At 65.8% G+C, this 20,888-nt stretch carries 19 protein-coding genes and 1 tRNA gene; all 20 read right to left on the bottom strand.

What is annotated here, in order from left to right:
* Positions 1-81 precede the first annotated feature (81 nt).
* Positions 82-1,017, bottom strand: a complete 936-nt coding sequence (locus tag JI59_RS14010; RefSeq protein ID WP_007012046.1) for an NAD-dependent epimerase/dehydratase family protein — start codon at positions 1,015-1,017, stop codon at positions 82-84.
* Positions 1,014-2,144 (bottom strand): glutamate 5-kinase, encoded by a 1,131-nt coding sequence (gene proB / locus JI59_RS14005; RefSeq protein ID WP_007012047.1) that lies wholly within the window; start codon positions 2,142-2,144, stop codon positions 1,014-1,016. Before proB ends, JI59_RS14010 begins: the two co-directional genes overlap by 4 nt.
* A 106-nt stretch (positions 2,145-2,250) precedes the next feature.
* Positions 2,251-2,733, bottom strand: a complete 483-nt coding sequence (locus tag JI59_RS14000; protein WP_052117896.1) for a GNAT family N-acetyltransferase — start codon at positions 2,731-2,733, stop codon at positions 2,251-2,253.
* A gap of 11 nt (positions 2,734-2,744) precedes the next feature.
* On the bottom strand, positions 2,745-3,800 hold the full coding sequence (gene obgE, locus JI59_RS13995; RefSeq protein WP_007012049.1) for a GTPase ObgE: 1,056 nt from the start codon (positions 3,798-3,800) through the stop codon (positions 2,745-2,747).
* A 167-nt stretch (positions 3,801-3,967) separates the two neighbouring features.
* Positions 3,968-4,043 (bottom strand) — tRNA-Ala (locus JI59_RS13990).
* A gap of 129 nt (positions 4,044-4,172) precedes the next feature.
* Positions 4,173-4,925 carry a hypothetical protein gene (locus JI59_RS13985; protein ID WP_051010007.1) on the bottom strand — a complete coding sequence of 251 codons (753 nt, stop codon included), beginning with the start codon at positions 4,923-4,925 and terminating at the stop codon, positions 4,173-4,175.
* A gap of 141 nt (positions 4,926-5,066) precedes the next feature.
* A complete protein-coding gene (locus JI59_RS13980; protein WP_007012052.1) occupies positions 5,067-5,807 on the bottom strand; it encodes a Bax inhibitor-1/YccA family protein in 741 nt (246 codons plus the stop codon).
* A gap of 145 nt (positions 5,808-5,952) precedes the next feature.
* Positions 5,953-6,774: a pyrroline-5-carboxylate reductase family protein gene (locus JI59_RS13975; protein WP_007012053.1), complete on the bottom strand. Its 822-nt coding sequence runs from the start codon at positions 6,772-6,774 to the stop codon at positions 5,953-5,955.
* Positions 6,775-6,894: 120 nt separating this feature from the next.
* Positions 6,895-7,413: a type III secretion system chaperone family protein gene (locus JI59_RS13970; RefSeq protein WP_138921304.1), complete on the bottom strand. Its 519-nt coding sequence runs from the start codon at positions 7,411-7,413 to the stop codon at positions 6,895-6,897.
* A gap of 196 nt (positions 7,414-7,609) precedes the next feature.
* Positions 7,610-9,505: a tetratricopeptide repeat protein gene (locus JI59_RS13965; protein WP_238532479.1), complete on the bottom strand. Its 1,896-nt coding sequence runs from the start codon at positions 9,503-9,505 to the stop codon at positions 7,610-7,612.
* 225 nt (positions 9,506-9,730) lie between these two features.
* Complete coding sequence (gene ftsZ / locus JI59_RS13960; protein ID WP_038576205.1) at positions 9,731-11,284, bottom strand: cell division protein FtsZ; 1,554 nt, start codon at positions 11,282-11,284, stop codon at positions 9,731-9,733.
* Positions 11,285-11,443: 159 nt separating this feature from the next.
* Positions 11,444-12,724 (bottom strand): cell division protein FtsA, encoded by a 1,281-nt coding sequence (gene ftsA, locus JI59_RS13955; protein WP_007012057.1) that lies wholly within the window; start codon positions 12,722-12,724, stop codon positions 11,444-11,446.
* The gene (locus JI59_RS13950) at positions 12,724-13,656 is read right to left on the bottom strand and encodes a cell division protein FtsQ/DivIB (RefSeq protein ID WP_007012058.1); all 933 of its coding nucleotides are present in this window, start codon (positions 13,654-13,656) and stop codon (positions 12,724-12,726) included. The genes ftsA and JI59_RS13950 overlap by 1 nt, the downstream gene beginning before the upstream one ends.
* Complete coding sequence (locus JI59_RS13945; protein WP_007012059.1) at positions 13,653-14,624, bottom strand: D-alanine--D-alanine ligase; 972 nt, start codon at positions 14,622-14,624, stop codon at positions 13,653-13,655. Before JI59_RS13945 ends, JI59_RS13950 begins: the two co-directional genes overlap by 4 nt.
* On the bottom strand, positions 14,621-15,547 hold the full coding sequence (gene murB / locus JI59_RS13940) for a UDP-N-acetylmuramate dehydrogenase (RefSeq protein ID WP_038576203.1): 927 nt from the start codon (positions 15,545-15,547) through the stop codon (positions 14,621-14,623). The genes JI59_RS13945 and murB overlap by 4 nt, the downstream gene beginning before the upstream one ends.
* Positions 15,547-15,771 carry a hypothetical protein gene (locus JI59_RS13935; protein ID WP_007012061.1) on the bottom strand — a complete coding sequence of 75 codons (225 nt, stop codon included), beginning with the start codon at positions 15,769-15,771 and terminating at the stop codon, positions 15,547-15,549. Before JI59_RS13935 ends, murB begins: the two co-directional genes overlap by 1 nt.
* A complete protein-coding gene (gene murC, locus JI59_RS13930) occupies positions 15,768-17,177 on the bottom strand; it encodes a UDP-N-acetylmuramate--L-alanine ligase (RefSeq protein WP_007012062.1) in 1,410 nt (469 codons plus the stop codon). The genes JI59_RS13935 and murC overlap by 4 nt, the downstream gene beginning before the upstream one ends.
* Positions 17,174-18,358 (bottom strand): undecaprenyldiphospho-muramoylpentapeptide beta-N-acetylglucosaminyltransferase, encoded by a 1,185-nt coding sequence (gene murG / locus JI59_RS13925; protein ID WP_007012063.1) that lies wholly within the window; start codon positions 18,356-18,358, stop codon positions 17,174-17,176. The genes murC and murG overlap by 4 nt, the downstream gene beginning before the upstream one ends.
* Positions 18,355-19,551: an FtsW/RodA/SpoVE family cell cycle protein gene (locus JI59_RS13920; protein ID WP_007012064.1), complete on the bottom strand. Its 1,197-nt coding sequence runs from the start codon at positions 19,549-19,551 to the stop codon at positions 18,355-18,357. Before JI59_RS13920 ends, murG begins: the two co-directional genes overlap by 4 nt.
* The gene (gene murD, locus JI59_RS13915) at positions 19,551-20,885 is read right to left on the bottom strand and encodes a UDP-N-acetylmuramoyl-L-alanine--D-glutamate ligase (RefSeq protein WP_007012065.1); all 1,335 of its coding nucleotides are present in this window, start codon (positions 20,883-20,885) and stop codon (positions 19,551-19,553) included. Before murD ends, JI59_RS13920 begins: the two co-directional genes overlap by 1 nt.
* Between the last annotated feature and the right edge of the window lie 3 nt (positions 20,886-20,888).

The raw sequence follows: 20,888 nt of genomic DNA, 5'->3' as shown, positions 1-20,888 counted from the left end.
TTTTACAGAGTTTGCAAGAAAGACACCGGTGCATGACGAAGCGCCGCGAATCGCTGCGCGGGCATCTCCGCGCTCAGGACGTCAAAGCCACTTGTTCTCGCGGTACCATTGCGCGGTTGCCTTCAGGCCCTCGCGCGTTTCGATCTGCGGCGACCAGATCGAGGACGGAACGCGCCCCTTACTGCCGACCACCCAGTCCGGATGGCTGAAATAGGCCGCGCGGTCCGGCGTCATCTTGGCCTTGGTCCCGCGCAGGAAGTGGTCGAGCTTCGCCACCCGCTCCAGCGCAGTGCGCGACATGCCCCAGATGCGCGGACGCTTGCCCATGGCCCAGCCGATGGCGAGGCCCATCTCGTGGTGCTCCCAGCCATCCTGCTTGCCGTCATCGGGTTCGAACAGCTTGCCGGTCACTTCTTCACCGCCGGGAACAAGCGCCACGAGCAGGCGAGCGAGATCCTCGACGTGGATCATCGAGGCGCGTCCCGCCGAAGGCATCGGAAGCACGCCCCAGCGCGCCGCCCGGAAGAGTTCGAACATCTCCTTGTCGCGGGGCCCGTAGATCGCGGGAGGGCGCACTATCGTCCAGTCCAGCGGGCTTGCCCGGACCAGCTTCTCCGCCCGCGCCTTCGACGCTCCATAAGCCGATAGCTTCGGTTCGCGCGCGCTCAGCGACGAGACATAGACGAAGCGCGGGATCCCCTTGGCCACGACCGTCTCGATGAGGTTGAGCGTGCCGGTGACGTTTCCTAGCTCGAACCCTTCGGCATCGGGGGCATTGACGACGCCCGCCACATGGATCGTCGCCTCGACGCCGCGGGTCAGTTCGGAAAGCGAGGCGGTGTCCGACAACTCGCCCCTGATCCAGCGCACGTGCTGGCGCGGTTCCTGCTCGCGCCGGGTGAGTGCTACGACCTCGTAACCCTGGGCTATCGCTGCATCGAGCACTGCCTGCCCGACGAAACCGGTCGCGCCGGTCAGCGCAACCAGAGGCCGCTGTTCGAATGCACTTGCGGTCATTTCAGCACCAGCTGGTCGCGATGGACCACGGAGGAACGCGGCGCATAGCCGAGAATGTCGGCCTGCTCGCTCGAATGATGGCCGCGGATCTGCTCACATTCGGCCGCGTCGTATTCCGACAGGCCGTGGGCCAGAACCCGGCCCTGCCCGTCCTCGATCGCCACCGGATCGCCGCGCAGGAAAGCGCCGCTCACCCCGGTGATGCCCTTGGCGAGCAGGCTCGATCCGCGCAGCAGCGCCGCCGCCGCGCCATCGTCGACGATGATGCTGCCCTTGAGGCGCAGGCGACCGCCCAGCCAGGCCTTGCGCGCGCCGGCCTTGCGCCGCGGCAGGAACAGCGTGCCCACGCCTTCGTCGACAATCCGCGCAACCGGCCGGTCATACTGCCCGTTGCCGATGACCAATGCGATCCCGGCCAGTTCGGCGATCTCGGCCGCCTGCAGCTTCGAGATCATGCCGCCCGAGCCCATGCCGGAATTCGATTCCGCGCTGGCCATGGCGTGGACTTCGGCCGTCACGCCCTCCACCACCGGAATCATCTTCGCGCCCGGCTCCTTCGGGTGCCGGTCGTACAGGCCATCGATGTCGGAGAGCAGCAGCACTGCACTTGCCTGCGCCGCCTGCGCCACGCGTGCGGCAAGGCGGTCGTTGTCACCGAAGCGGATCTCGTTGGTGGCGACCGAATCGTTCTCGTTGATCACCGGCACCGCCCCGGCATCCAGCAGGCGCGTGAGCGTGGCGGTGACGTTGAGATAACGGCGGCGATCCTCAAGGTCCTCCAGCGTCAGCAGCATCTGCGCGGCAGTGAGGCCATGGCTGCCGAGCAGTTCGGCCCATAGCCCCGAAAGCGCGATCTGCCCGACCGCAGCCGCGGCCTGCGCGTCGGCCAGCGAGCCGCGACCGCCCTTGTCGAGGCCCAGCGTCGCCGCACCCAGCGCGATCGCGCCCGAGGAAACGACGATCACCTGCTGGCCGCGCGCACGGGCCACGGCGATTTCGGCGACGAGGCCTGTCAGCCATTCGCGCCGCACGCCTTGCTTCCCGACAAGCAGCGCCGATCCCACCTTGAGAACGAGGCGAGGCGCATGGGACTTGTCTGAAAGATCGAACAGGCGGGAAATGGGCATCGGAGCCGAGCCTCTAGGAGAATTGCGGCGCCCTGAAAAGCGTCCGCTTGCAATCAGGTACGCGGATCGTCCTGTTTGAGCAACGGATGGAAGTAAAGCCCCATCCTTAAAGTTCGCGGTGCATCACAAGGGCATCGACCAGCCCCTGCCGGGGATGGGCGAAGGCGCGCGGAAGGCGGCCGACAGTCTCGAAACCCAGCGAATGCCAAAGGCCGACGGCGCGCACATTGGTGCTCACCACGAAATTGAACTGCATCGCACGGAAGCCCTGCTCGCGTGCATGGGCCAGCGAGTGCTCACACATGCGGCGCGCCACGCCCCTGCCGCTCGCCGAGGCCCGCGTCATGTAGCCGCAATTGCAGACATGCCCGCCGCCGCCGGCCTGATTGGCGCGCAAGTAGTAGGTCCCGAGGATTTCGCCGCCTTGCTCGGCAACGAAAGTCTGCCGGTCCGGCCCCATCCAGTAGGCCAGCGCAGCCTCCCGCGTCATGTGCGCTTCGAGCGCGTAAGTCTCTCCGGCAGCGATAACCGGCAGGATGATCTGCGCGATCCCATCCGCATCACCGGGCACCGCCCGCCTGAGCGTCAGGCGACCTTCTGTCAGATCGGCGACCAGGGCTTTTCCTCGGACTCTTCCTGCTCGCCTTCGGGACGTTCGGTGACAGTCGCGGCAGGCAGGTACTCGATCACCGCGTCGAGCAGCTTCGACATGCCCTTGCCGGTCGCGCCGGAAATCGGGAAGACCTCGTCGGCGCCGCCCTTGAGCAGCTCCCTGGCGTATTCCCGCGCCAGTTCGTCATCGACCAGATCGATCTTGTTGAGCGCCACGAGGCGCGGCTTGTCCTCGAGCCCGCCACCGTAGGCCTCCAGCTCTTCCTCCACGACCTGCATCGCCTCGACCGGGTCGGTGCTGGAAATGTCGATGAGGTGGACGAGCACACGGCAGCGCTCGATGTGGCCGAGAAAACGGTCGCCGATCCCGGCACCGTCGGCAGCGCCCGCGATCAGGCCCGGAATGTCGGCCAGCACGAATTCGCGGTACTTGTGGGTGACCACGCCCAGCTGCGGCCGCAGCGTGGTGAAGGCATAGTCGCCGACCTTGGCCTTGGTGTTCGACAGCTTGTTGATGAAGGTCGACTTGCCTGCATTGGGCATGCCGACCAGGCCGACATCGGCCAGAAGCTTGAGGCGCAGCCAGACCCACAGCTCTTCGGCCGGGATGCCGGGCTGGTGCTGGCGCGGGGCGCGGTTGGTGCTGGTCTTGTAGCTGGCGTTGCCCCGGCCGCCCATGCCGCCTTCGAGCAGGGTCACGCGCTGGCCCGCCTCGGTCAGGTCTGCCAGCACCGTCTCGCGATCCTCGTCGGAAATGATCTGCGTGCCGACCGGAACCTTGACCACCAGGTCCTTGCCGGCCGCGCCATTACGGTTCTTGCCCATGCCATGGCCGCCGCGCGGGGCCTTGAAGTGCTGGGTGTAGCGAAAGTCGATCAGCGTGTTGAGGCCGGCAACCGCTTCGAAGATGACGTCGCCGCCCTTGCCGCCGTTGCCGCCGTCGGGGCCGCCGTACTCAACGTACTTTTCGCGCCGGAAGCTGACCGCACCCGGGCCGCCTGCGCCCGAACGGATGTAGATCTTGGCCTGGTCGAGAAAATGCATCGTGGTTTCCGGCGGTCTCGCTCGTGGGTCCGTTCACGCAAGGAACAGCCCTGCCCGAACAATGCCGGTGATGGACCAAGCCAATCCGGCACTCAAACAAAAAACCCGGCCGCGCCCGACCGGGTGAGATCCGGAAGCCTTCCGGACCAGCGCAAATCTTCAATTACTGGTGGAGCCGAGGGGGATCGAACCCCTGACCTCGTCATTGCGAACGACGCGCTCTCCCAGCTGAGCTACGGCCCCGTTCCAGCAATCGCGCATAGCGGACTGCCGCCACGCGAGCGGCTCCCTTAGCGAAGAGAACCCGACCATGAAAGAGCAAAAATGCGCGAGGCGGATTTTCCGCCCACCTCGCGCATTCCCGCAATCAGGTTACTGCTGCAGCACTTGCGAGCCGGCCTGCGCCTGCTGCTCGAAAGTGGGGCGCACGGTAATATTGGCATTGCCGTAGCGCGCTTCCCATGCGGCCAGGTCGGCCCGGTACTGCTCGTAGCTGTCGAAGAACGACTTGAACGGCGCTTCCATCTTGGCAAGGCCGGTATAGGCGTAAGTCTCGAACTGGCTCGGGTCCACGGTTTCCAGCTCGGTCGTCAGGTCCATGGCAGCCTGGCAGAAGTTGGCATCGACCGGCGGCAGCGAGAAGAAATTGTAGACCTGCGTCTGGTAGCTTTCACGCGCCTTGATCGCTTCACGCCCCTTGTGCTGGGTCTGGAAGCTTCGATCGATCTCGCGGTTCGCGGTATTGAGCGGCTTTGCGTAGACCTTGAGGAAGCGCTTGTAGCCTTCGAGAATCGGCAGGTACTGCGCTTCGACGCAATTGAGTGCGGCCACGTTGTAGGCCGAACGCAGGTTCCACACCGCCTGAGGCGTCGAGATTCCCGAATTCACCGTATGGCGCACGCCGTTCGCATCGGCGGCCGGAACCGTCATGTGCTCCGGCGCGCCCATCGGCGGCGTCGGCTTGGGCGGGATCACCACGACCGGCGGCGGTGGCGGCGGCGGTGGCGGCGGGGTCGAGCAGCCGGAAAGGACTGCGATCGTTACGGCCAGGACCGAGCCGGCCAGCAACGGCACGCGGCGAGCAAGTCCTTTCATCTTGTGGTCTTCCACCCTGTAAAACTCCATCAGAACGGCCGGAATCCTATCCCCTGCCCGCGGCAAAAGAAATGCCCGGTGCGACGAACCGCACCGGGCATGATAGCAATGCCTGCCTGGACTGTGGATTACTCGCCCCGCAAGCGGGACGAACCGCCATGTCCGCCTGGATCAGTCCCTCTGGCCGAGGAACGAGAGCAGGAACTGGAACATGTTGATGAAGTCCAAGTAGAGGCTCAACGCGCCGAGCACGACCGCCTTGCCGATGAATTCAGTCCCACGCAGTTGGTAGTACTGGTTCTTCAGCATCTGGGTGTCGTAGGCAGTCAGGCCGGCGAAGATCAGCACGCCGAGGACCGAAATCGCCAGCTGCAGCACCGTCGACCCGACGAACAGGTTGATCACCATCGCAACGAGGATGCCAACCACGCCCATGATCAGGAACGTGCCGAAGCCCGAAAGATCCTTCTTCGTGGTATAGCCGAAGAGGCTGAGACCAGCGAAGGCAGCCGCGGTCGCGAAGAACGTCGTCGCGATCGAGCTGGCGGTGAAGACCAGGAAGATCGCCGAGAGCGAAAGACCCATGACCACGCAGAAGCCCCAGTAGAGCATCTGCAGCGTCGAGGTCTTCATCCTGTTCACGCCGAAGTTCATGGCCATGACGAAGCCGAGCGGTGCCAGCATGACTACCCACTTGAGCGGGCTCGACAGCAATTGCACGGCCATACCGGACGAAGCGAAAAGCATCGCCACGATCCCCGACAGCAGAACGCCGGAAGCCATGTAGTTGTAGATCGAAAGCATGTGACGGCGCAGGCCCATGTCATAGGTGGCCTGGCCAGCCGTGCGTCCGTCAAGGCTCGGAGACGCACCGAAGCCCGAGCGGGGCTGGGGGTCGTTCCAATTCGCCATTTCTAACTCCCTTTCCCGGCGCGCGCACAATGCCGTGGCCGGTTACACAATGAATATCGGCGTCCAGAGACTAATATTCAAGAAAAACCGGACGCCGCGAATTGTGTCAAAGTGTATCTGCCGGGGACACACACCCCGGCATCCCTCAAGCCTTGCGCGCTTCAGCCGCCATTTCGGCATTGCGATCGCGCGATGCTTCCATGGCCGAGGCGATCACCCTGGCCAGCGCCTCGTCAGCATCGAGCACGTTCATGCCCGCCCGCGTGGAGCCGCCCGGGCTTGCAACCTTGTCGGCCAGCTCGCCCGGCGAGACCGGCGGCTGAGCCGCAGCCTGCCCGGCGGCAAGCTGCGCGGCGCCCTCCACCATCGCGATCGCGAGGCGCTGGGACTGCCCCGCATCGAGGCCCAGGGCAGTCGCCCCTGCCGCGAGGGAGTCGATGAAGCGATAAACGAAGGCCGGACCACAACCCGCAAGCGCGGTCACGGCGTCGAACAGCTCTTCTCCTGCCAGCCATTCCGGCGTGCCAAGCGGCTGCATGAACGCCGTGACGGCATCGCGCTCCTGGTCGTCGAGCCCGCGGGAATCGAGGGCGATGGGCGACTTGCCGATGGCCGCCGCAAGGTTCGGCATGATCCGCACAATCGCACCCGCATCGGGAAAGCGCGCGGCAAGGCTGTCGAACTCGACGCCGGCAAGGATGGAGAAGAGCACCGTCTGCGCGCCTACCGAGGGCGCCAGCGAGGGAGCAAGATCGTCGAGGCCCTGGGGTTTCACCCCCAGCATCACGGCATCGAAGCGCCCCTCGGGAAGCTCGCGCAGCAGGGTCACGCCTTGCGGCACGGCCTTGCGATAGGGATCGACGACCGTGAAGCGCGAGGCCGGGATACCGCCCGCCAGCCATCCGTCGAGCATGGCACCGGCCATGTTGCCGCAGCCTACGAGCAGGATGTTCTGAAAGCGGTCCATGTCTTCTCCTTTGGGGGGAACGGCTTGAATTGCCGCTTCAACTAGGCGCGCCCCCAATTCCTGCCAAGGCCCAAAGCGCGGTTTTCAAACGGACCATCCCGATCCGCCGTTATCGGCCGATCAGGCTTCTCCGGCCGCGTCGACGAGCGCTGCCGCGAGCGCTTCGGAGGGAGTCTTGTCGCCCCACAGGATGAACTGGAAGACCGGGTAGAAGCGATCGCACTCCTCGATCGCCGCCTCGACCACCATCTGCGCCTGCCCGGGACCGAGCAGGCCGTCCTCGCCCAGCATCAGGCCGTGGCGGTAGAGCACGACGCTGCCGTTGGACCAGACATCGAAATGGCCGACCCAAAGCTGTTCGTTGATCATCGCCAGTGCCTCGTAAACCGCCGCGCGCTTGGCATCGGTCACCCGAATGTCAGGGAGGCACAGGAGCTGGAGCACCCGGTCCTCGCGGCGCCAGACCGCCTGGATCTGGTAGGTCGCCCAACTCCCTTTCACTTCCGCCGAGATCTCGTCGTCGGAGGTGTGTTCGAATGGCCAGTCGCGGGCTTCGAAAAGGCAGGCGAGCATCTCCACCGGAGCGGCCTCGTCCTCACTGCCCATCTCGTCCTGCACCGTTCTCATAAATCCTGACATTCATCCTCCGAGATTTCTGGAGCATGGATGTCTTGCTTGCCCGGGGCAGCACAATGCGGGACATCGAAACGCCTGCGCAAAACTCCACAAGTCTGTTTACAGGATGTGGATAAGGCTAAACCAAAGATTAACGGCAGCGCCCCACCATCCGGAAAATTACTTCGCCTGATCGGTGTTTAGTTTACCCCGAACACCATCACTTGGCTGGCAATTCGTCCACGACCTGGCCTGCCGGGCTCGTCCACGGCAAGGCGTTCGCGACGTCTGCCTTGCGGACATCGGCCGCGAACTCGTTCGCCGCCTTGCTGGTCTCGAACGGACCGACGAGAATACGGTTGGTCCGTCCCATTTCGCTGACATAGGGCTTGCGCCCCTTGAACAGCTCCGGCGTCTCACGCAGATGACGGCGCCAGTCGAAAGCGATCGCACTCTTGTCGCGGCCGACTCCGATCTGCACCCAGATCCGGCTCGGATGCGCGGGCGGAGGAGGCGGCGCCGGCTTCTCCGGCTTGGGAGCAGGCTTCGGCTCTTCCTTGGGCTTCGGCTTGGCCGGAATGATCTTGCGGATATCGACTGCGCCGGAGGCGGGCATGGCCTGCGTCGTGGGCTTGCCCAGATCGGCGAAGATCTCCGAAAGCGAAAGCTGGCTTGGCCCCGGCTCAGGCGGCGCTTCCGCCACTGGTCTGGATGTCAGGGACGAAGCGGAAGTAGCGACGACGGGCACAGACGAAGGACTGGCAGGCGGCGGCGGCGATGCCGAACCGCCGATCCTGGCCAAATCGAAGTTGCCCGACGTCGAAGCCGCAGGCCGCGGCGGCGCAGACGCAGTGGGCGATGGCGACGCCGGCATCGCGCTCGTGGCTGATGCGGCCTGCGCGGGGCGCGGCGGCGGCGTGGTCACGGGTGCAGGTGCCTCAGCGGAGGCACGAACAGGTGCCGGAGTGGGTGCCGGAGTGGGCGCGGCGCGGGCCATGCTTGCTGCTGCTGCTGCCTGACGCGCCGAACCCGCGTTCACCGGCGGCAGTTCGCCATTGGCATCGCGCGGCGGCAAATCACCCATTTCGCGCTCGATCGTCGGTTTGGGATCGGGCGGCGCAACGCGGTCCGCCGAGGCCGAGGCGAGCGCGGCCTTGCGCCGGTTCTCGTTGACTTCGGCCTCGCGCCTGACCTGTTCGGCCTGTGCTTTGGCGGCCTTCTGCCGGCTCGCCTTGTCCGAATAGGCTGGCGCCTGCGTCTTAGCGGCGGCTGGCATCGCGGCAGCAAGCTGCACCGGTTTGTAGGAAGCGATGCGCGGATCGTCGCGGCCGATTTCCGATGCCTTGGGAAATTTTCCGAGGTTGGCCGCCGCAGCCTGCTGGGCCTTGGTCAGGCGCGGCATGTAGCGCAAGTACGGCGCCACGTTCTGTGCCAGGGGCGCAGGCAGGATACGGTTCGCAAGGTCGACCGCCTCCTTGGTGTCGCCGACGATTGCCAGCGTGAAGGCACGGGTGCGCCAGCCCGGCTTGTCCTGCTTGCGCAGCAAGGGCATCAGCGTCTGCTGCGCCGCCTCGACGTCGCCCGCGATGGCCTGGCTGACGGCATAGCGCAGCCGCACCTCGTCGTCGCCCGAACCATTGAGCGCGCCGATGTAGTAGCGCTGGGCCGTCGCATTGTCGCCGACGAGGTCGAAGGCAAGGCCGCGGTCGGAGGCGATGTCGCTGGCTCTGGCCCCTGCCCGCTCTGCCTCGGCAAAGACCGGAATAGCCGCGACCGGATCGCCGCTCAGGACCAGCGCGCTCGCCAGGCCCGACTTGATCCGTGCATTGTTCGGAGAAAGGTCTTCCGCGCGGCGATAGAAGCCGATCGAGGCGTCATAGTCACCCAGCGCGCGCGCGGCATCGGCGGCATCCATCAGCGCGTTGACGTCGCGCGGGTCACGGCCGAGCCGGGTCAGCGCATCGCTGAGCTTCTGGGGATCGACGCTGGGGATCGCCTGGACGATGGGCCGTGAAACGACCGGGGCGCTCTGGGCCGATGCGGCGACGGGGACAAACGAAAAGGCGGCGAGGCCCACGCCTGCCAGGAACCGCGAAACCCTCAGCTCAAACCGCAAGATCCAGAGTACCTCTACCGCGACGACAAGAAACGCGTTCGCGCGCTGTCGAATAGCGTGCTCATGCGCCGTCAAATGAAAAGCCGGGCCGTCCTATGCCGTCCCGTCGATTAACCTGCAGCGAACGGACCGCCGACACAATCGCGCAGTTCGGCAAACGGTGCCGGGAATGGCGCAAGAAGCAGAGGCGGCGACTGCAAGTTACCGCCCCTGGCCTTGTGTCCGTTACTGGTTGTTCTGGCGCCCGAGGAAGCGCGGAATGCTGATCGAGGCGCTGTCCTCTTCCTCGTCCGGCTGCGCGCTGGCTGCCGGCTTGGGCCGGGACAGGCTGGTCATGCGCTCGAACAGGGTGCTGCCGCCGCCCGATGCCGGCTGGGCCGGTGCAGCGCGACGCGGAATCGACGTCGGCGAAGGCGCCGGAGCGGCCTGCCCGCCGTCGAGCATCAGTTCGTCCTGGTTGCGCGCCGGTTCGGAGGCTTCGGCTTCCGCGCCGAGATCCAGCGGATCCTTGCGCGGCGTGCGCAGCCCGGAAAGGCTGGCATAGCTGCCCGAAGCGGCTTCCTTCTGCTCTTCGGCGCCCTCGATCTCCTCGCTCGCACCGAGCTCGAGCTCGTCGAACGACTGCGGCTCGGGAGCGGCGGCGACCGGTTCGGCCTGCGGCGCAGGCGCAGGCGCCGGCTCGGGCTCGCCCAGTTCAAGCGGTTCCGGCTCGCCGGGCGTTTCGACGGCGACCGGACGGGCAACGGCCGGACGAACCGGGCCGCGCGAGGCACCCAGGCTCATCGGACGCGAAGCCACTTCGGCCTGCTCGGCGGTCTGCTCGATGCCGGTAGCGACGACCGAGACCCGGATCTTGCCCTGCAGGTCCGGGTTGAACGCCGAACCCCAGATGATGTTGGCGTCGGGATCGACCAGTTCGCGGATGTGGTTGGCCGCCTCGTCGACTTCGAGCAGCTTCATGTCGTCGCCGCCGATGATCGAGATGATGACGCCCTTGGCGCCCTGCATCGACACGCCGTCGAGCAGCGGGTTGGCAATCGCCTGCTCGGCCGCCTCGAGCGCACGGTTCGGACCTTCGCCCTCGCCCGTACCCATCATCGCCTTGCCCATCTCGCCCATGACCGAACGCACGTCGGCAAAGTCGAGGTTGATCAGGCCCGGCATGACCATGAGGTCGGTGATCGAGCGCACGCCCTGCTGCAGCACTTCGTCGGCAAGCGAGAACGCTTCCTTGAAGGTCGTCTCCGCCTTGGCGACGAGGAACAGGTTCTGGTTCGGTATGACGATCAGGGTATCGACGTGCTTCTGCAGCTCTTCGATGCCCGCTTCGGCCGAACGCATGCGACGCGTGCCTTCGAACATGAAGGGCTTGGTCACCACGCCGACAGTCAGGACGCCCTTTTCACGCGCGGCCTGCGCGATGATCGGAGCGGCACCCGTGCCGGTGCCGCCGCCCATGCCGGCAGCGATGAAGACCATGTGGACGCCGTCCAGCAGACGATCGATCTCCTCGAGCGTCTCCTCGGCTGCGGCGCGTCCCACCTCGGGGCGCGAACCGGCACCGAGGCCCTGGGTGATGTCCGGACCCAGCTGCACGCGGGTTTCGGCGATGGAATTGTTCAGGGCCTGCGCATCGGTATTGGCCACCACGAAATCGACGCCCTCGATCTGGGCCTCGATCATGTTGGCAATAGCGTTGCCACCGGCCCCGCCGACACCGATTACGACAATCCGCGGGCGAAGTTCGTCGATCGCCGGCGGTCCAATGTTAATGCTCATTTCGCTCTCCTGCAGGCACGTGCGCGAAGAAATCACTTTGACTAGCCTGATTGCACGCTTCGACTCGTCCACGCAAAGCGCTCTTAACCTTTGTCCACAGCCGCTGCAGTGCAAGATACGGCGAATTACCCCGCCGCGAATGCAACGCGCTGGCGCGCCTCAGAAATATTCCTTCAAGGCACTGACAACTCGACCCACCACGCCAAGCCCGCTGTACTTGACGGTCTTCTGGTGGCTCTTTCCAAGACTGCGGATGTCCACCGGGTCATCGGCGGCGTATAACACAAGGCCGGCCAGGGTTGAAAACCCCGGTTTTACATGGGCTTCGGCAAGGCCCGAAAGCTGCGGGACGCGGCCGATCCGCACTGGTTTACCCAGTGCGGCCTGGGCAAAATCGGCAAGCCCGACCAGCTCCGCGCCGCCTCCCGTGAACACCACCTGCTGTCCGCGCTGACCGCTGAAGCGCATGGCCTTCAGGGCCTTGCTGACTTCTTCCATCAATGCGCCGAGCTGACCGGTAATCACGCCGATCAGTTCGGCGCGCGGGATGCGGTTCTTCTCGTCGGCATGGCGGGCGATGGGCCCGACACCCTCCTCGCCCGGGGCATTGACCGGAATCATCTCGCGATGGTCGGTCGGACTGGCGATGGCCGAACCGTTGACGCACTTCAGGCGCTCGGCCTGAAAGCGGCGGATGCCGAAGGCCGAAGCTATCGCATCGGTGATATCGGCCGAGCCCATCGGGATCGGGATCATGTCGGTCAGCATGCCGCCCGAATAGATCGCAACATTGGTAACTTCCGCCCCGAATTCGACGAGCGCAACGCCCAGATCGCGCTCTTCGGGCGAGAGGCAGGCCTGCCCCGCCGCAATCGGTGAACCGACCACGGCTTCGACCTCGAGGTGCGCGCTCTGGACCGCCTCGGTGAGGTTGCGGATCGGCGCGCCGTCGGCCAGCATGACGTGAATGTCGACACCGAGGCGCTCGGCATGGAGCCCCTTGGGATCGACGACGCCGTGGGCGCCATCGAGGCGGTACTGCGCCGGCTGCGCGTGCAGGACCATGCGCCCGTCGGGCTGGATCACGTCGCGCGCACTGACGAGCAGCTGGTCGATGTCCTCCTGCTCGATCCGGCGGCCGCCGATTTCGGCGTCGAACTGGTCGATACGGCTGGCGAGCCCGGCTCCCGAGCAGCCGATCCAGACTTTCTGGACCGAAGTGTTGGCCATGCGCTCGGCCCGGTCGATGGCATCGCGCACGGCATAAGTCGCCGCCGTCATGTCGGTCACGTAGCCGCGCTTGATGCCCTGGCTGGCGCGGTGCCCGGAGCCCAGGACAATCATGTCGCCGGTCTCCGAAATGCCCGCGACAATCGCGGAAATGCGGAAGGAACCGATATTGACCGCGCCGAAGACGCGGGTGATGCGCGGGCCTGCCATCAGTCTGCCTCCACACTGTGTGGAACCGCGCCCGCCTTGAGCGCGAGTTCCCTGCCTTCCTCGTCGGGCACGCGCAGATAGATGCGATCGCGTGCCCGCATGTCGAATGCGGTAACCTTGCCGCCCAGCAGGCGGTTGGTCCCGTCGAGCCGGGCGAAGGTGACCAGCGCGTTGGCCGAAGGCTTTTCGCCCTCGGGAAGCGCGAGCACCTGCCCGGTCTTGAACGTCAGATTCCAGCGGCGATTGCCGATCCACTCCGCCTCGCGCACACGCGGCTTGAGCGCGGGTGCAGCTTCGAGAAGGTGGGCGAGCTGGGTCACCTGCTGCCCGGCGCCAAAGCCCGAGACGATAAGCCGCCCTTGCGCATCCTTGCGGCTGATCGCCTCCAGCTCATGCCCGGATTCGTCGATCAGGACGAAGCGGTCGGCCTTGCGCAGCACCGCGTGCGGCTCGCGCTCGACAATGTCGATCACTAGCGTATCGGGCAACTGGCGCGATACGCGCGCATCCTTGATCCACGAAAGCTCGAGCAGTTCGCTGCGCAGCCCTTCGAGATCGACGTCGGGCATCGCCCGGTTGCGTTCGGCCAGGGCCTTTTCATAGACCTTGAGCTTGTTGATGTTCTGCGCCCCGCGCACGACCACGGTCTTGACCTCGAAGCCCGAATGCGCGGCGATCTGGGCCACCTGATCGCCGACCAGCGCGGGAAGGCCCGCGGCACTGGCGGCCAGCCAAGCCAGCACGCCTGCGCCTGCAAGGATCGCGAAGAGGAAGATGCGGTGAAGCTGGTCTTCCGAGAACGGCAGCCAGCTCATCGCGACGTCCATCGCCGATCCGGTCGTCGCTCGGGCCTGCCGGACCTTGGCCTTGGTGCCCTGCCTTGCGGCGGACTTCCTCGCGCTCTTCGACTTGCGCCGGATCGTCTGGCTCATTCAGCCCCCTTCACTGCCCCCGCAGCTCGTTTCGCCCGCGCGTCCTCCAGCGCCTCGGCGATAATCGCCTCGACGAGGTCGGCATATTCCATGCCGCAGGCCCGGGCCTGCTCGGGCACGAGGCTGAGCGGCGTCATGCCGGGCTGGGTGTTGGTTTCCAGCAGGAACAGCCCCTCCACGCCCTGCGTATCGTCCCAGCGGAAATCCGAGCGGCTGGTGCCCTTGCAGCCGAGCAGTCGGTGCGCGCGCAGGGCTAGGTCTTTGCAGGCCTGCGCAATCTCGTCCGGGATTTCGGCCGGGCAAACATGCTCGGTCAAGCCGTCGGTGTACTTGGAATCGAAGTCATAGAAACCGGACTTCGGCTTCAGTTCCGTTACCAGCAGCGAGCGGTCGCCGATCACCGCCGTCGTCAGTTCGCGGCCGCGGATGTAGGGCTCGGCCAGCAGGTGATCGAATTCCTGCCACGGCCCGGCTGCATCGCGGCGGATCGGATTGCCGTAGTTGCTCTCGTCCATGACGATCGCAACGCCGACGGACGAGCCTTCGTTGACCGGCTTGAGGACATAAGGGCGCGGCAGCGGATCGCCCGTGTAGAGATCTTCGGAGGCGACGATGCGCCCGCCCGGCATCGGAATGCCATGGGGGACGAGCGCCTGCTTGGTCAGTTCCTTGTCGATGGCAATGACCGACGTTGCGAGGCCGGAATGGGTATAGGTAAGGCCCATGAGGTCCATCATGCCCTGAACCGTGCCATCCTCGCCCGGAGCACCGTGCAGCGCATTGAACACGACATCGGGCGCGGCTTCCGACAGGCGCAGCGCGACATTACGGTCCATGTCGATTCGAGTAACCTTGTGGCCCTTGGACTCCAGCGCCTTGGCCACGCCTTCCCCGCTCATCAGTGAAACCGACCGCTCATGCGACCAACCGCCCATCAGGACCGCGACATGAAGTTTGGGAAGGCTCACTGTGTACCTGCTTGCTGTGTGTTGAGCCCGTCGGCAGGCGTGCCGACGCGCTGGATTTCCCATTCGAGCTCGACGCCCGAGTTTTCCCGGACCCTGCGGCGCACTTCCTCGCCCAAGGCCTCGATATCGGCGCTTGTCGCGCCGCCGGTATTGATCAGGAAATTGGTATGCTTCTCGCTGACCTGCGCGCCGCCGACCTGCAGCCCACGGCATCCGGCCTGATCGACGAGCTGCCAGGCCTTGTGCCCCTCGGGGTTCTTGAAGGTCGAACCGCCGGTCTTGGAGCGCAGCGGCTGGCTGGCCTCGCGGCTGGCCGAGATCCGGTCCATCTCGGTCTGGATCGCCACGGGGTCGCCGGGGCGTCCCTTGAAGCGTGCGGCCACGACAATGGCGCCCTCAGGCAATTCCGAATGGCGATAGGTATAGCCGAGATCGGCATTGCCCAGCGTCACCAGTTCACCCGAACGCAGGACGACGTCGCAATCGACGAGGATGTCCTTGACCTCCCCGCCATAGGCGCCGCCATTCATGCGCACGAAGCCTCCGACCGTTCCGGGGATCGAGCGCAGGAATTCGACGCCGGAAATGCCGTTGTCGCGCGCGGTCGAGGACACGAGGATGCCCGAGGCCCCGCCCCCGCAGTCCAGCGTCACGGCATCAACCCGCGCGACCCTGGCGAAAGGCTTGCCCAGACGCACCACCACGCCCGGCACGCCGCCGTCGCGCACGATCATGTTCGACCCAAGACCCAGCGCCATGACCGGCACCGCGGGATCGAGATCGCGCAGGAATGCCTGCAGGTCGGCTATGTCCCTGGGTTCGAACAGCCACTCGGCAACGCCGCCGGACTTGAACCACACGAGCGGCGCCAGCGGGGCATCGGCAGTCAGCTTACCGGAAACGGATGGGAATAGCGCTTCCATCAAAACCGCCACATGCCCAACCACGCCCACTGCGCATTTGCGAGATTCTCGGCTGCCTCACGCGCCTTCTCATTGGCTTCGCCCAGCAGTTCCCCGGCCTCTTCCTTGCGCTCGGGATCGATCGAGGCTTGGCTCGCCTCGACATACTTCTGCATCGCCTCGATCTGCCGACGGTGCGCTTCGGAGAGGAGCTCAAGCCAGTTGAGGGGGTTGAAAGGGTTCACGTCGTCCTCCGCAAACGGATCTCGTCGGCGAGGCCGGCGGCCCACTTGGTGATGTCGCCGGCACCCAGGCACACGACCATGTCACCGGGCTGGACCGAGGCGGCCAGCGTATCGGCCAGTTCACCCGGCCCCGCGATGACCTGCGCGGAACGGTGCCCGCGCGACTTCATGCCCTCGACGATGGCGGCGCTGTCGAAACCCTCGATCGGCTGCTCACCGGCAGGATAAACCGGGCTGGCATAGACCACGTCAGCATCGTTGAAGGCAGTCTGGAACTCGTCCATGTGATCGCGCAGGCGCGTGAAGCGGTGCGGCTGCACAACGGCGATGACCCGCCCCTTCACACCCTCGCGCGCGGCGGCAAGCACGGCGCGGATCTCGACCGGGTGATGGCCGTAGTCGTCGATGATGGCGACCCCATCCACTTCGCCCACCTTGGTGAAGCGGCGCTTGACCCCGCCGAACTTGGCGAAGCCGCCTTTGATGCACTCGTCCGAGCAGCCCATCTCGACCGCGACGCCAACCGCTGCCAGCGCGTTCTGGACATTGTGCCGACCGGGCATCGGCAGTTCGATCCCCTCGATCCGGCGGAAAGAGCCATCGCGCTGGCGCAGGGCGACATCGAAGCGGTTGCCACCCGGGAAAGGCGTCACGTTCTCGCCGCGGATGTCCGCCTGTGCGGAGAAGCCGTAAGTCACGACGCGGCGGTCCCGGACCTTGGAGATCACGCCCTGCACTTCGGGATGATCGATGCACAGCAGGGCCGCGCCGTAGAACGGCACGTTCTCGATGAACTCGACGAAGGCTTCCTTCACGCGCTCGAACGAGCCGTAATGGTCGAGGTGCTCGGGATCGATGTTGGTGACGACGGCGAGCGTGCCGTCGAGGCGCAGGAACGAGCCGTCGCTTTCGTCGGCTTCCACCACCATCCAGTCAGACGCGCCGAGCCGGGCATTCGAACCGTAGGAATTGATGATGCCGCCGTTGATCACGGTGGGATCGATGCCGCCCGCGTCGAGCAGCGCCGCGACCATCGAAGTCGTCGTCGTCTTGCCGTGGGTGCCGGCCACGGCGACGGTGTTCTTGAGCCGCATCAGCTCGGCCAGCATCTCTGCGCGGCGCACCACGGGAATGCGGTGTTCCAGCGCATAGACCACTTCGGGATTGTCGCGCTTAACCGCCGTGGACGTGACGACGACTGCGGCCCCGGCGACGTTCTCGCCCGCATGACCGATCATCACCTTGATGCCGCGCTTGCGCAGCCCGTCGATGACATAGCCCTCGGCAATGTCGGAGCCCTGCACCGAATAACCGAGGTTGTGCATGACTTCGGCAATGCCGGACATGCCGATGCCACCGATGCCCACGAAGTGAATCGTGCCGATATCCGTGCCGACGCCCCTCACAGCGCGGGCTCCCGGGCCAGCGCCTCGTTGCCGTTGGCGGGGGCCACCTTCCTGTCCATGCGGATCACGTCCATGATCGGGGCAGCGCCGAAGCTCTCGACGAGATCGGCCAGATCGCGCGCGGCATTGGGATAGCCGCAGTTCCACGCCGCGTGGGCGGCATTGGCGAGGGTCTCGGGATGCTGGGCCATCGCCTGGATCTGCTTGGCAAGCGTGGCGCCGGTGAAGCCTTCCTGCCGGATCGAACGGGCTCCGCCTGCGGAGACGATCTCGCGCGTGTTGGCGGCCTGGTGATCGTCAGTCGCGATCGGCAGGGGAATGAGGATGGCAGGACGGCCGACAGCCGTCAGCTCCGCGATGGTCGAGGCACCGGCGCGGCCGATGAACAAGTGGGCCGAGGCCAGACGCTCGTCCATGTCCTCGAAATAGGTCGCCAGTTCGGCGGGAATGCCGTGGCTGGCATAGCGTTCACGCACCGCCTCGATATCCTCCGGACGGCACTGCTGGATCACCTGCAGGCGCGAGCGCAGCGCGGGCGGCAGCATGGCAAGGCCATCGGGCACGACCTGCGACAGCACGCGCGCGCCCTGGCTGCCGCCGGTCACGAGAATGCGGAAAAGGCTGTCCTCGGTGAAATCCGGGAACGGCTCGTCGCGAAGCGTGAGCACTTCGCTGCGCACAGGATTTCCGACGAGCGTCACCTTCCCGGCATGCCTGGGATCGAGCCGGTCGACTTCCTCGCAGGACGTGGCGATGGCATCGACCTTGCCCGCGAAGTAGCGGTTCACGCGGCCCAGCACGGCGTTCTGCTCGTGCAGGACGGTCGGGATCTTGGCAGCCGTGGCGGCGAGCAACGTGGGCATGGCCGGATAGCCGCCGAAGCCGACGACGGCCGAAGGCTCGAAGCTGTCGAACAGGCGCAGCGCCATCTGGCGGCCATCGAGGATGCCGCGCGCGCCCTTGAGCCAGTTGACCGGATTCTTGCCGGCAATGCGGCCGGGCGGCAGCACATGGGCAGGCAGGAAATCGGGTTTTCCGGGAATCGCCGCGCCCCGCTCGTCGGTGATGAGCGCCACGTGGTGCCCGCGCCGGTCCAGCTCGGCGGCAAGCGCGAATGCGGGAATGAGGTGTCCGCCCGTCCCGCCCGCGGCGAGAACGTAGTGGCGGCTGACCTGACTCATGAATTGTCTCCGATGGCGCGAAGCGAAAAGCGTTCACGCTTGATGTACGGATTTCGCCGCGTAATCGCCAGTAGCAGCCCCATGGCAAGACACACTGCGACGGTGGAGGAACCACCGTAACTGATCAGCGGCAGGGTCATGCCCTTCGAAGGAAAAAGCTGCAGATTGACGAGGATATTGATGAAGGCCTGCCCGCCGAACTGCGCAGCAAGGCCCGAAGCGGCCAGCACGGTGAAGAGGTCTTCCTCGTCGACGAGGCGCAGCAGGATGCGGGTCAGCACCGCAAGGTAGAGCAGGACGATCACGATGCAGGCGATCAGTCCGAATTCCTCGCCGATGACCGAGAAGATGTAGTCGGTGTGCGCCTCGGGCAGCGCGAACTTGCGCGTGCCCATCCAGAAACCCAGTCCCGACCAGCCTCCGTTCAGCAGGGTGCGTTCGGCCAGGTCGACCTGGTCGAAGGCGGTGCCGCCGAACAGGAAGTTGTCGATGCGGTTCCGGCCGTTCTCATAGGTGAAGTACATCAGGACGATGCCCACCAAGCCCGCGCCCGCGAACATGCCGATGCGCTTGAGCGGAATGCCCGACAGCAGGATCAGCACGAAGAAGGTCCCGCCGAACAGCATGGTTGAGCCGAAGTCGGGCTGGGCCATGAGCAATGCGCCCAGCAGCGCCATGACTGCAAAACAGATCCCGACGACGGGAATGTTCGGATCGCGCGCCCGCCAGGAGAGAATCCAGGCAAGCAGGATCGGGTAGCCGCACTTGAGGAACTCGGACGGCTGGATCGAGACACCGAGACGGATCCAGCGCCGCGCACCGTTCACTTCGGAACCGACGAAAGGCACCAGCACCAGCAGGAACAGCATGGCCCCCGCCATCAGGATGCCGATGCGCCGCGCGCTGTCCTTGGTCCGGGTCGAGGCCCAGAACATCGCGGCTAGGCCGATCAGCTGCCAGCGCATGTGCAGGTAGAAGAAGTGCAGTTCCGGCAGCCGCTCATGCGCGGTCGACAGGCGCTTGGCGCTCGCTGGCGAACCGGCCGCGACCGCGACCGCGCCGATGCCCATGAGGATCAGCACGATGGCCAGCACCGCACGGTCGATTTCCTGCCACCATATCGCCAGTTCGCTGCGGCGATTGCGGTTATAGCGGGCGGCGCGCGAACTGGAGCCGGGGGCGGCGGTCGCCATCAGGCGTCCTCCTCTTCCTCGGGCGCAAGCAGCGCCTCGACGATCTGGCGGAAAACCTCGCCGCGCGCCTCGTAGTCGCGGAACTGGTCGAAACTGGCGCAGGCCGGGGACAGCATCACCACGTCGCCCGGCCTGGCCGCGGCCATTGCCTCGCGGATCGCCTCGGCCATCATCTCGCTGCGGTGGACCTGCGTGTAGGGCGCAAGGATCTCGGCAAACCGCGGTCCGGCATCGCCGATCGTGTATGCCGCCGCGAGGTTGCCGAAATAGGGTGCGCACTCGTCAAGGTCGTCGCCCTTGGGCAGACCGCCGACGATCCAGTGGATGCGCGGCTCTGGGTCGGGCGGGAATGCAGCCAGCGCCGGAGCGGCCGAAGCCGGGTTCGTCGCCTTGCTGTCGTTGATATAGAAGACACCGTCAGCCTCGGCCACGCGCTCCATGCGGTGCGGCAGTCCGCGGAAATTGCGCATGGCGCGCTTCCACTGCTCGGGCTTGATGCCGAGTGCCTCGACGATGGCCACGGCGACGGCCGCATTCTGCAGGTTGTGCGGCCCCTGCAGCGAGGGCCACTTCTTCTGCAGCGTCGTGAGCTTGGCGCCATCGACGATGCGGACATGATCGAGACCGCGCCTGTCCCCTTCTGTGCTGGCGATAGCGGCGGTTTCCGCGTCGCCGCTGCCGAAGACCGCGTCATGCTCGGCCCCCTGCATCGTGAAGAGCCTGGCCTTGGACGCCGCATAGGCCGCAAAGCCGTCATAGCGATCGAGGTGGTCGGGCGTGATGTTGAGCAGCGCGGCCACATCGCAGTCAAGGCTGCGCGTCAGATCGATCTGGTAGCTCGAAAGCTCCAGCACATAGACGCCCCCTTCGGGAAGCGGGTCGGTACCGAGAATAGGCACGCCGATATTGCCGCCCATGCGCGCGGGCACGCCGGCCTTTTCGAGCAGGTGATGAACCAGCGAAGTGGTCGTCGACTTGCCGTTGGTGCCGGTTATGCCGACCACGCGATGGGCAGGCAGGCTGGGCCGCGCCAGTGCGAAAAGCTCGATGTCGCCGATCACCGGCACTCCGGCGCGCTGCGCGGCAGAAGCGATGGGATGGCGGTTCAGCGGAATTCCGGGCGAAACGACCACGCCGTCGTAGCCTGTAATGTCCGCCGTCACCGGGTCGGCCAGTTCGACGCGGCCAGCCAGGGCCTGCCGGGGCTCGTCGCGGTTGTCCCAGGCCATGACGTGCGCCCCGCTGGCCAGCAAGGTCTCGACAGCGGTCATCCCCGAGCGGGCAAGCCCGAGGACCGCGTATCGTTTACCGGCAAAGGCGGGGGAGACGATCACGCC

The organism is Novosphingobium pentaromativorans US6-1 (genome assembly GCF_000767465.1).
In the GTDB taxonomy this organism is placed as follows: Bacteria; Pseudomonadota; Alphaproteobacteria; order Sphingomonadales; family Sphingomonadaceae; genus Novosphingobium; species Novosphingobium pentaromativorans.
The sequence above is the reverse complement of the archived record's forward strand: the minus strand, read 5'-3'. Positions and strand labels throughout refer to the sequence as shown.

What these genes read in the sequence shown, in the direction of transcription:
- JI59_RS14010 (WP_007012046.1), bottom strand. Translation starts at nt 1,017, where the DNA reads ATGACCGCAAGTGCATTCGAACAGCGGCCTCTGGTTGCGCTGACCGGC.
- proB (WP_007012047.1), bottom strand. Translation starts at nt 2,144, where the DNA reads ATGCCCATTTCCCGCCTGTTCGATCTTTCAGACAAGTCCCATGCGCCT.
- obgE (WP_007012049.1), bottom strand. Translation starts at nt 3,800, where the DNA reads ATGCATTTTCTCGACCAGGCCAAGATCTACATCCGTTCGGGCGCAGGC.
- JI59_RS13985 (WP_051010007.1), bottom strand. Translation starts at nt 4,925, where the DNA reads ATGGAGTTTTACAGGGTGGAAGACCACAAGATGAAAGGACTTGCTCGC.
- JI59_RS13980 (WP_007012052.1), bottom strand. Translation starts at nt 5,807, where the DNA reads ATGGCGAATTGGAACGACCCCCAGCCCCGCTCGGGCTTCGGTGCGTCT.
- JI59_RS13975 (WP_007012053.1), bottom strand. Translation starts at nt 6,774, where the DNA reads ATGGACCGCTTTCAGAACATCCTGCTCGTAGGCTGCGGCAACATGGCC.
- JI59_RS13970 (WP_138921304.1), bottom strand. Translation starts at nt 7,413, where the DNA reads ATGTCAGGATTTATGAGAACGGTGCAGGACGAGATGGGCAGTGAGGAC.
- ftsZ (WP_038576205.1), bottom strand. Translation starts at nt 11,284, where the DNA reads ATGAGCATTAACATTGGACCGCCGGCGATCGACGAACTTCGCCCGCGG.
- ftsA (WP_007012057.1), bottom strand. Translation starts at nt 12,724, where the DNA reads ATGGCAGGCCCGCGCATCACCCGCGTCTTCGGCGCGGTCAATATCGGT.
- JI59_RS13950 (WP_007012058.1), bottom strand. Translation starts at nt 13,656, where the DNA reads ATGAGCCAGACGATCCGGCGCAAGTCGAAGAGCGCGAGGAAGTCCGCC.
- murB (WP_038576203.1), bottom strand. Translation starts at nt 15,547, where the DNA reads ATGGAAGCGCTATTCCCATCCGTTTCCGGTAAGCTGACTGCCGATGCC.
- murG (WP_007012063.1), bottom strand. Translation starts at nt 18,358, where the DNA reads ATGAGTCAGGTCAGCCGCCACTACGTTCTCGCCGCGGGCGGGACGGGC.
- JI59_RS13920 (WP_007012064.1), bottom strand. Translation starts at nt 19,551, where the DNA reads ATGGCGACCGCCGCCCCCGGCTCCAGTTCGCGCGCCGCCCGCTATAAC.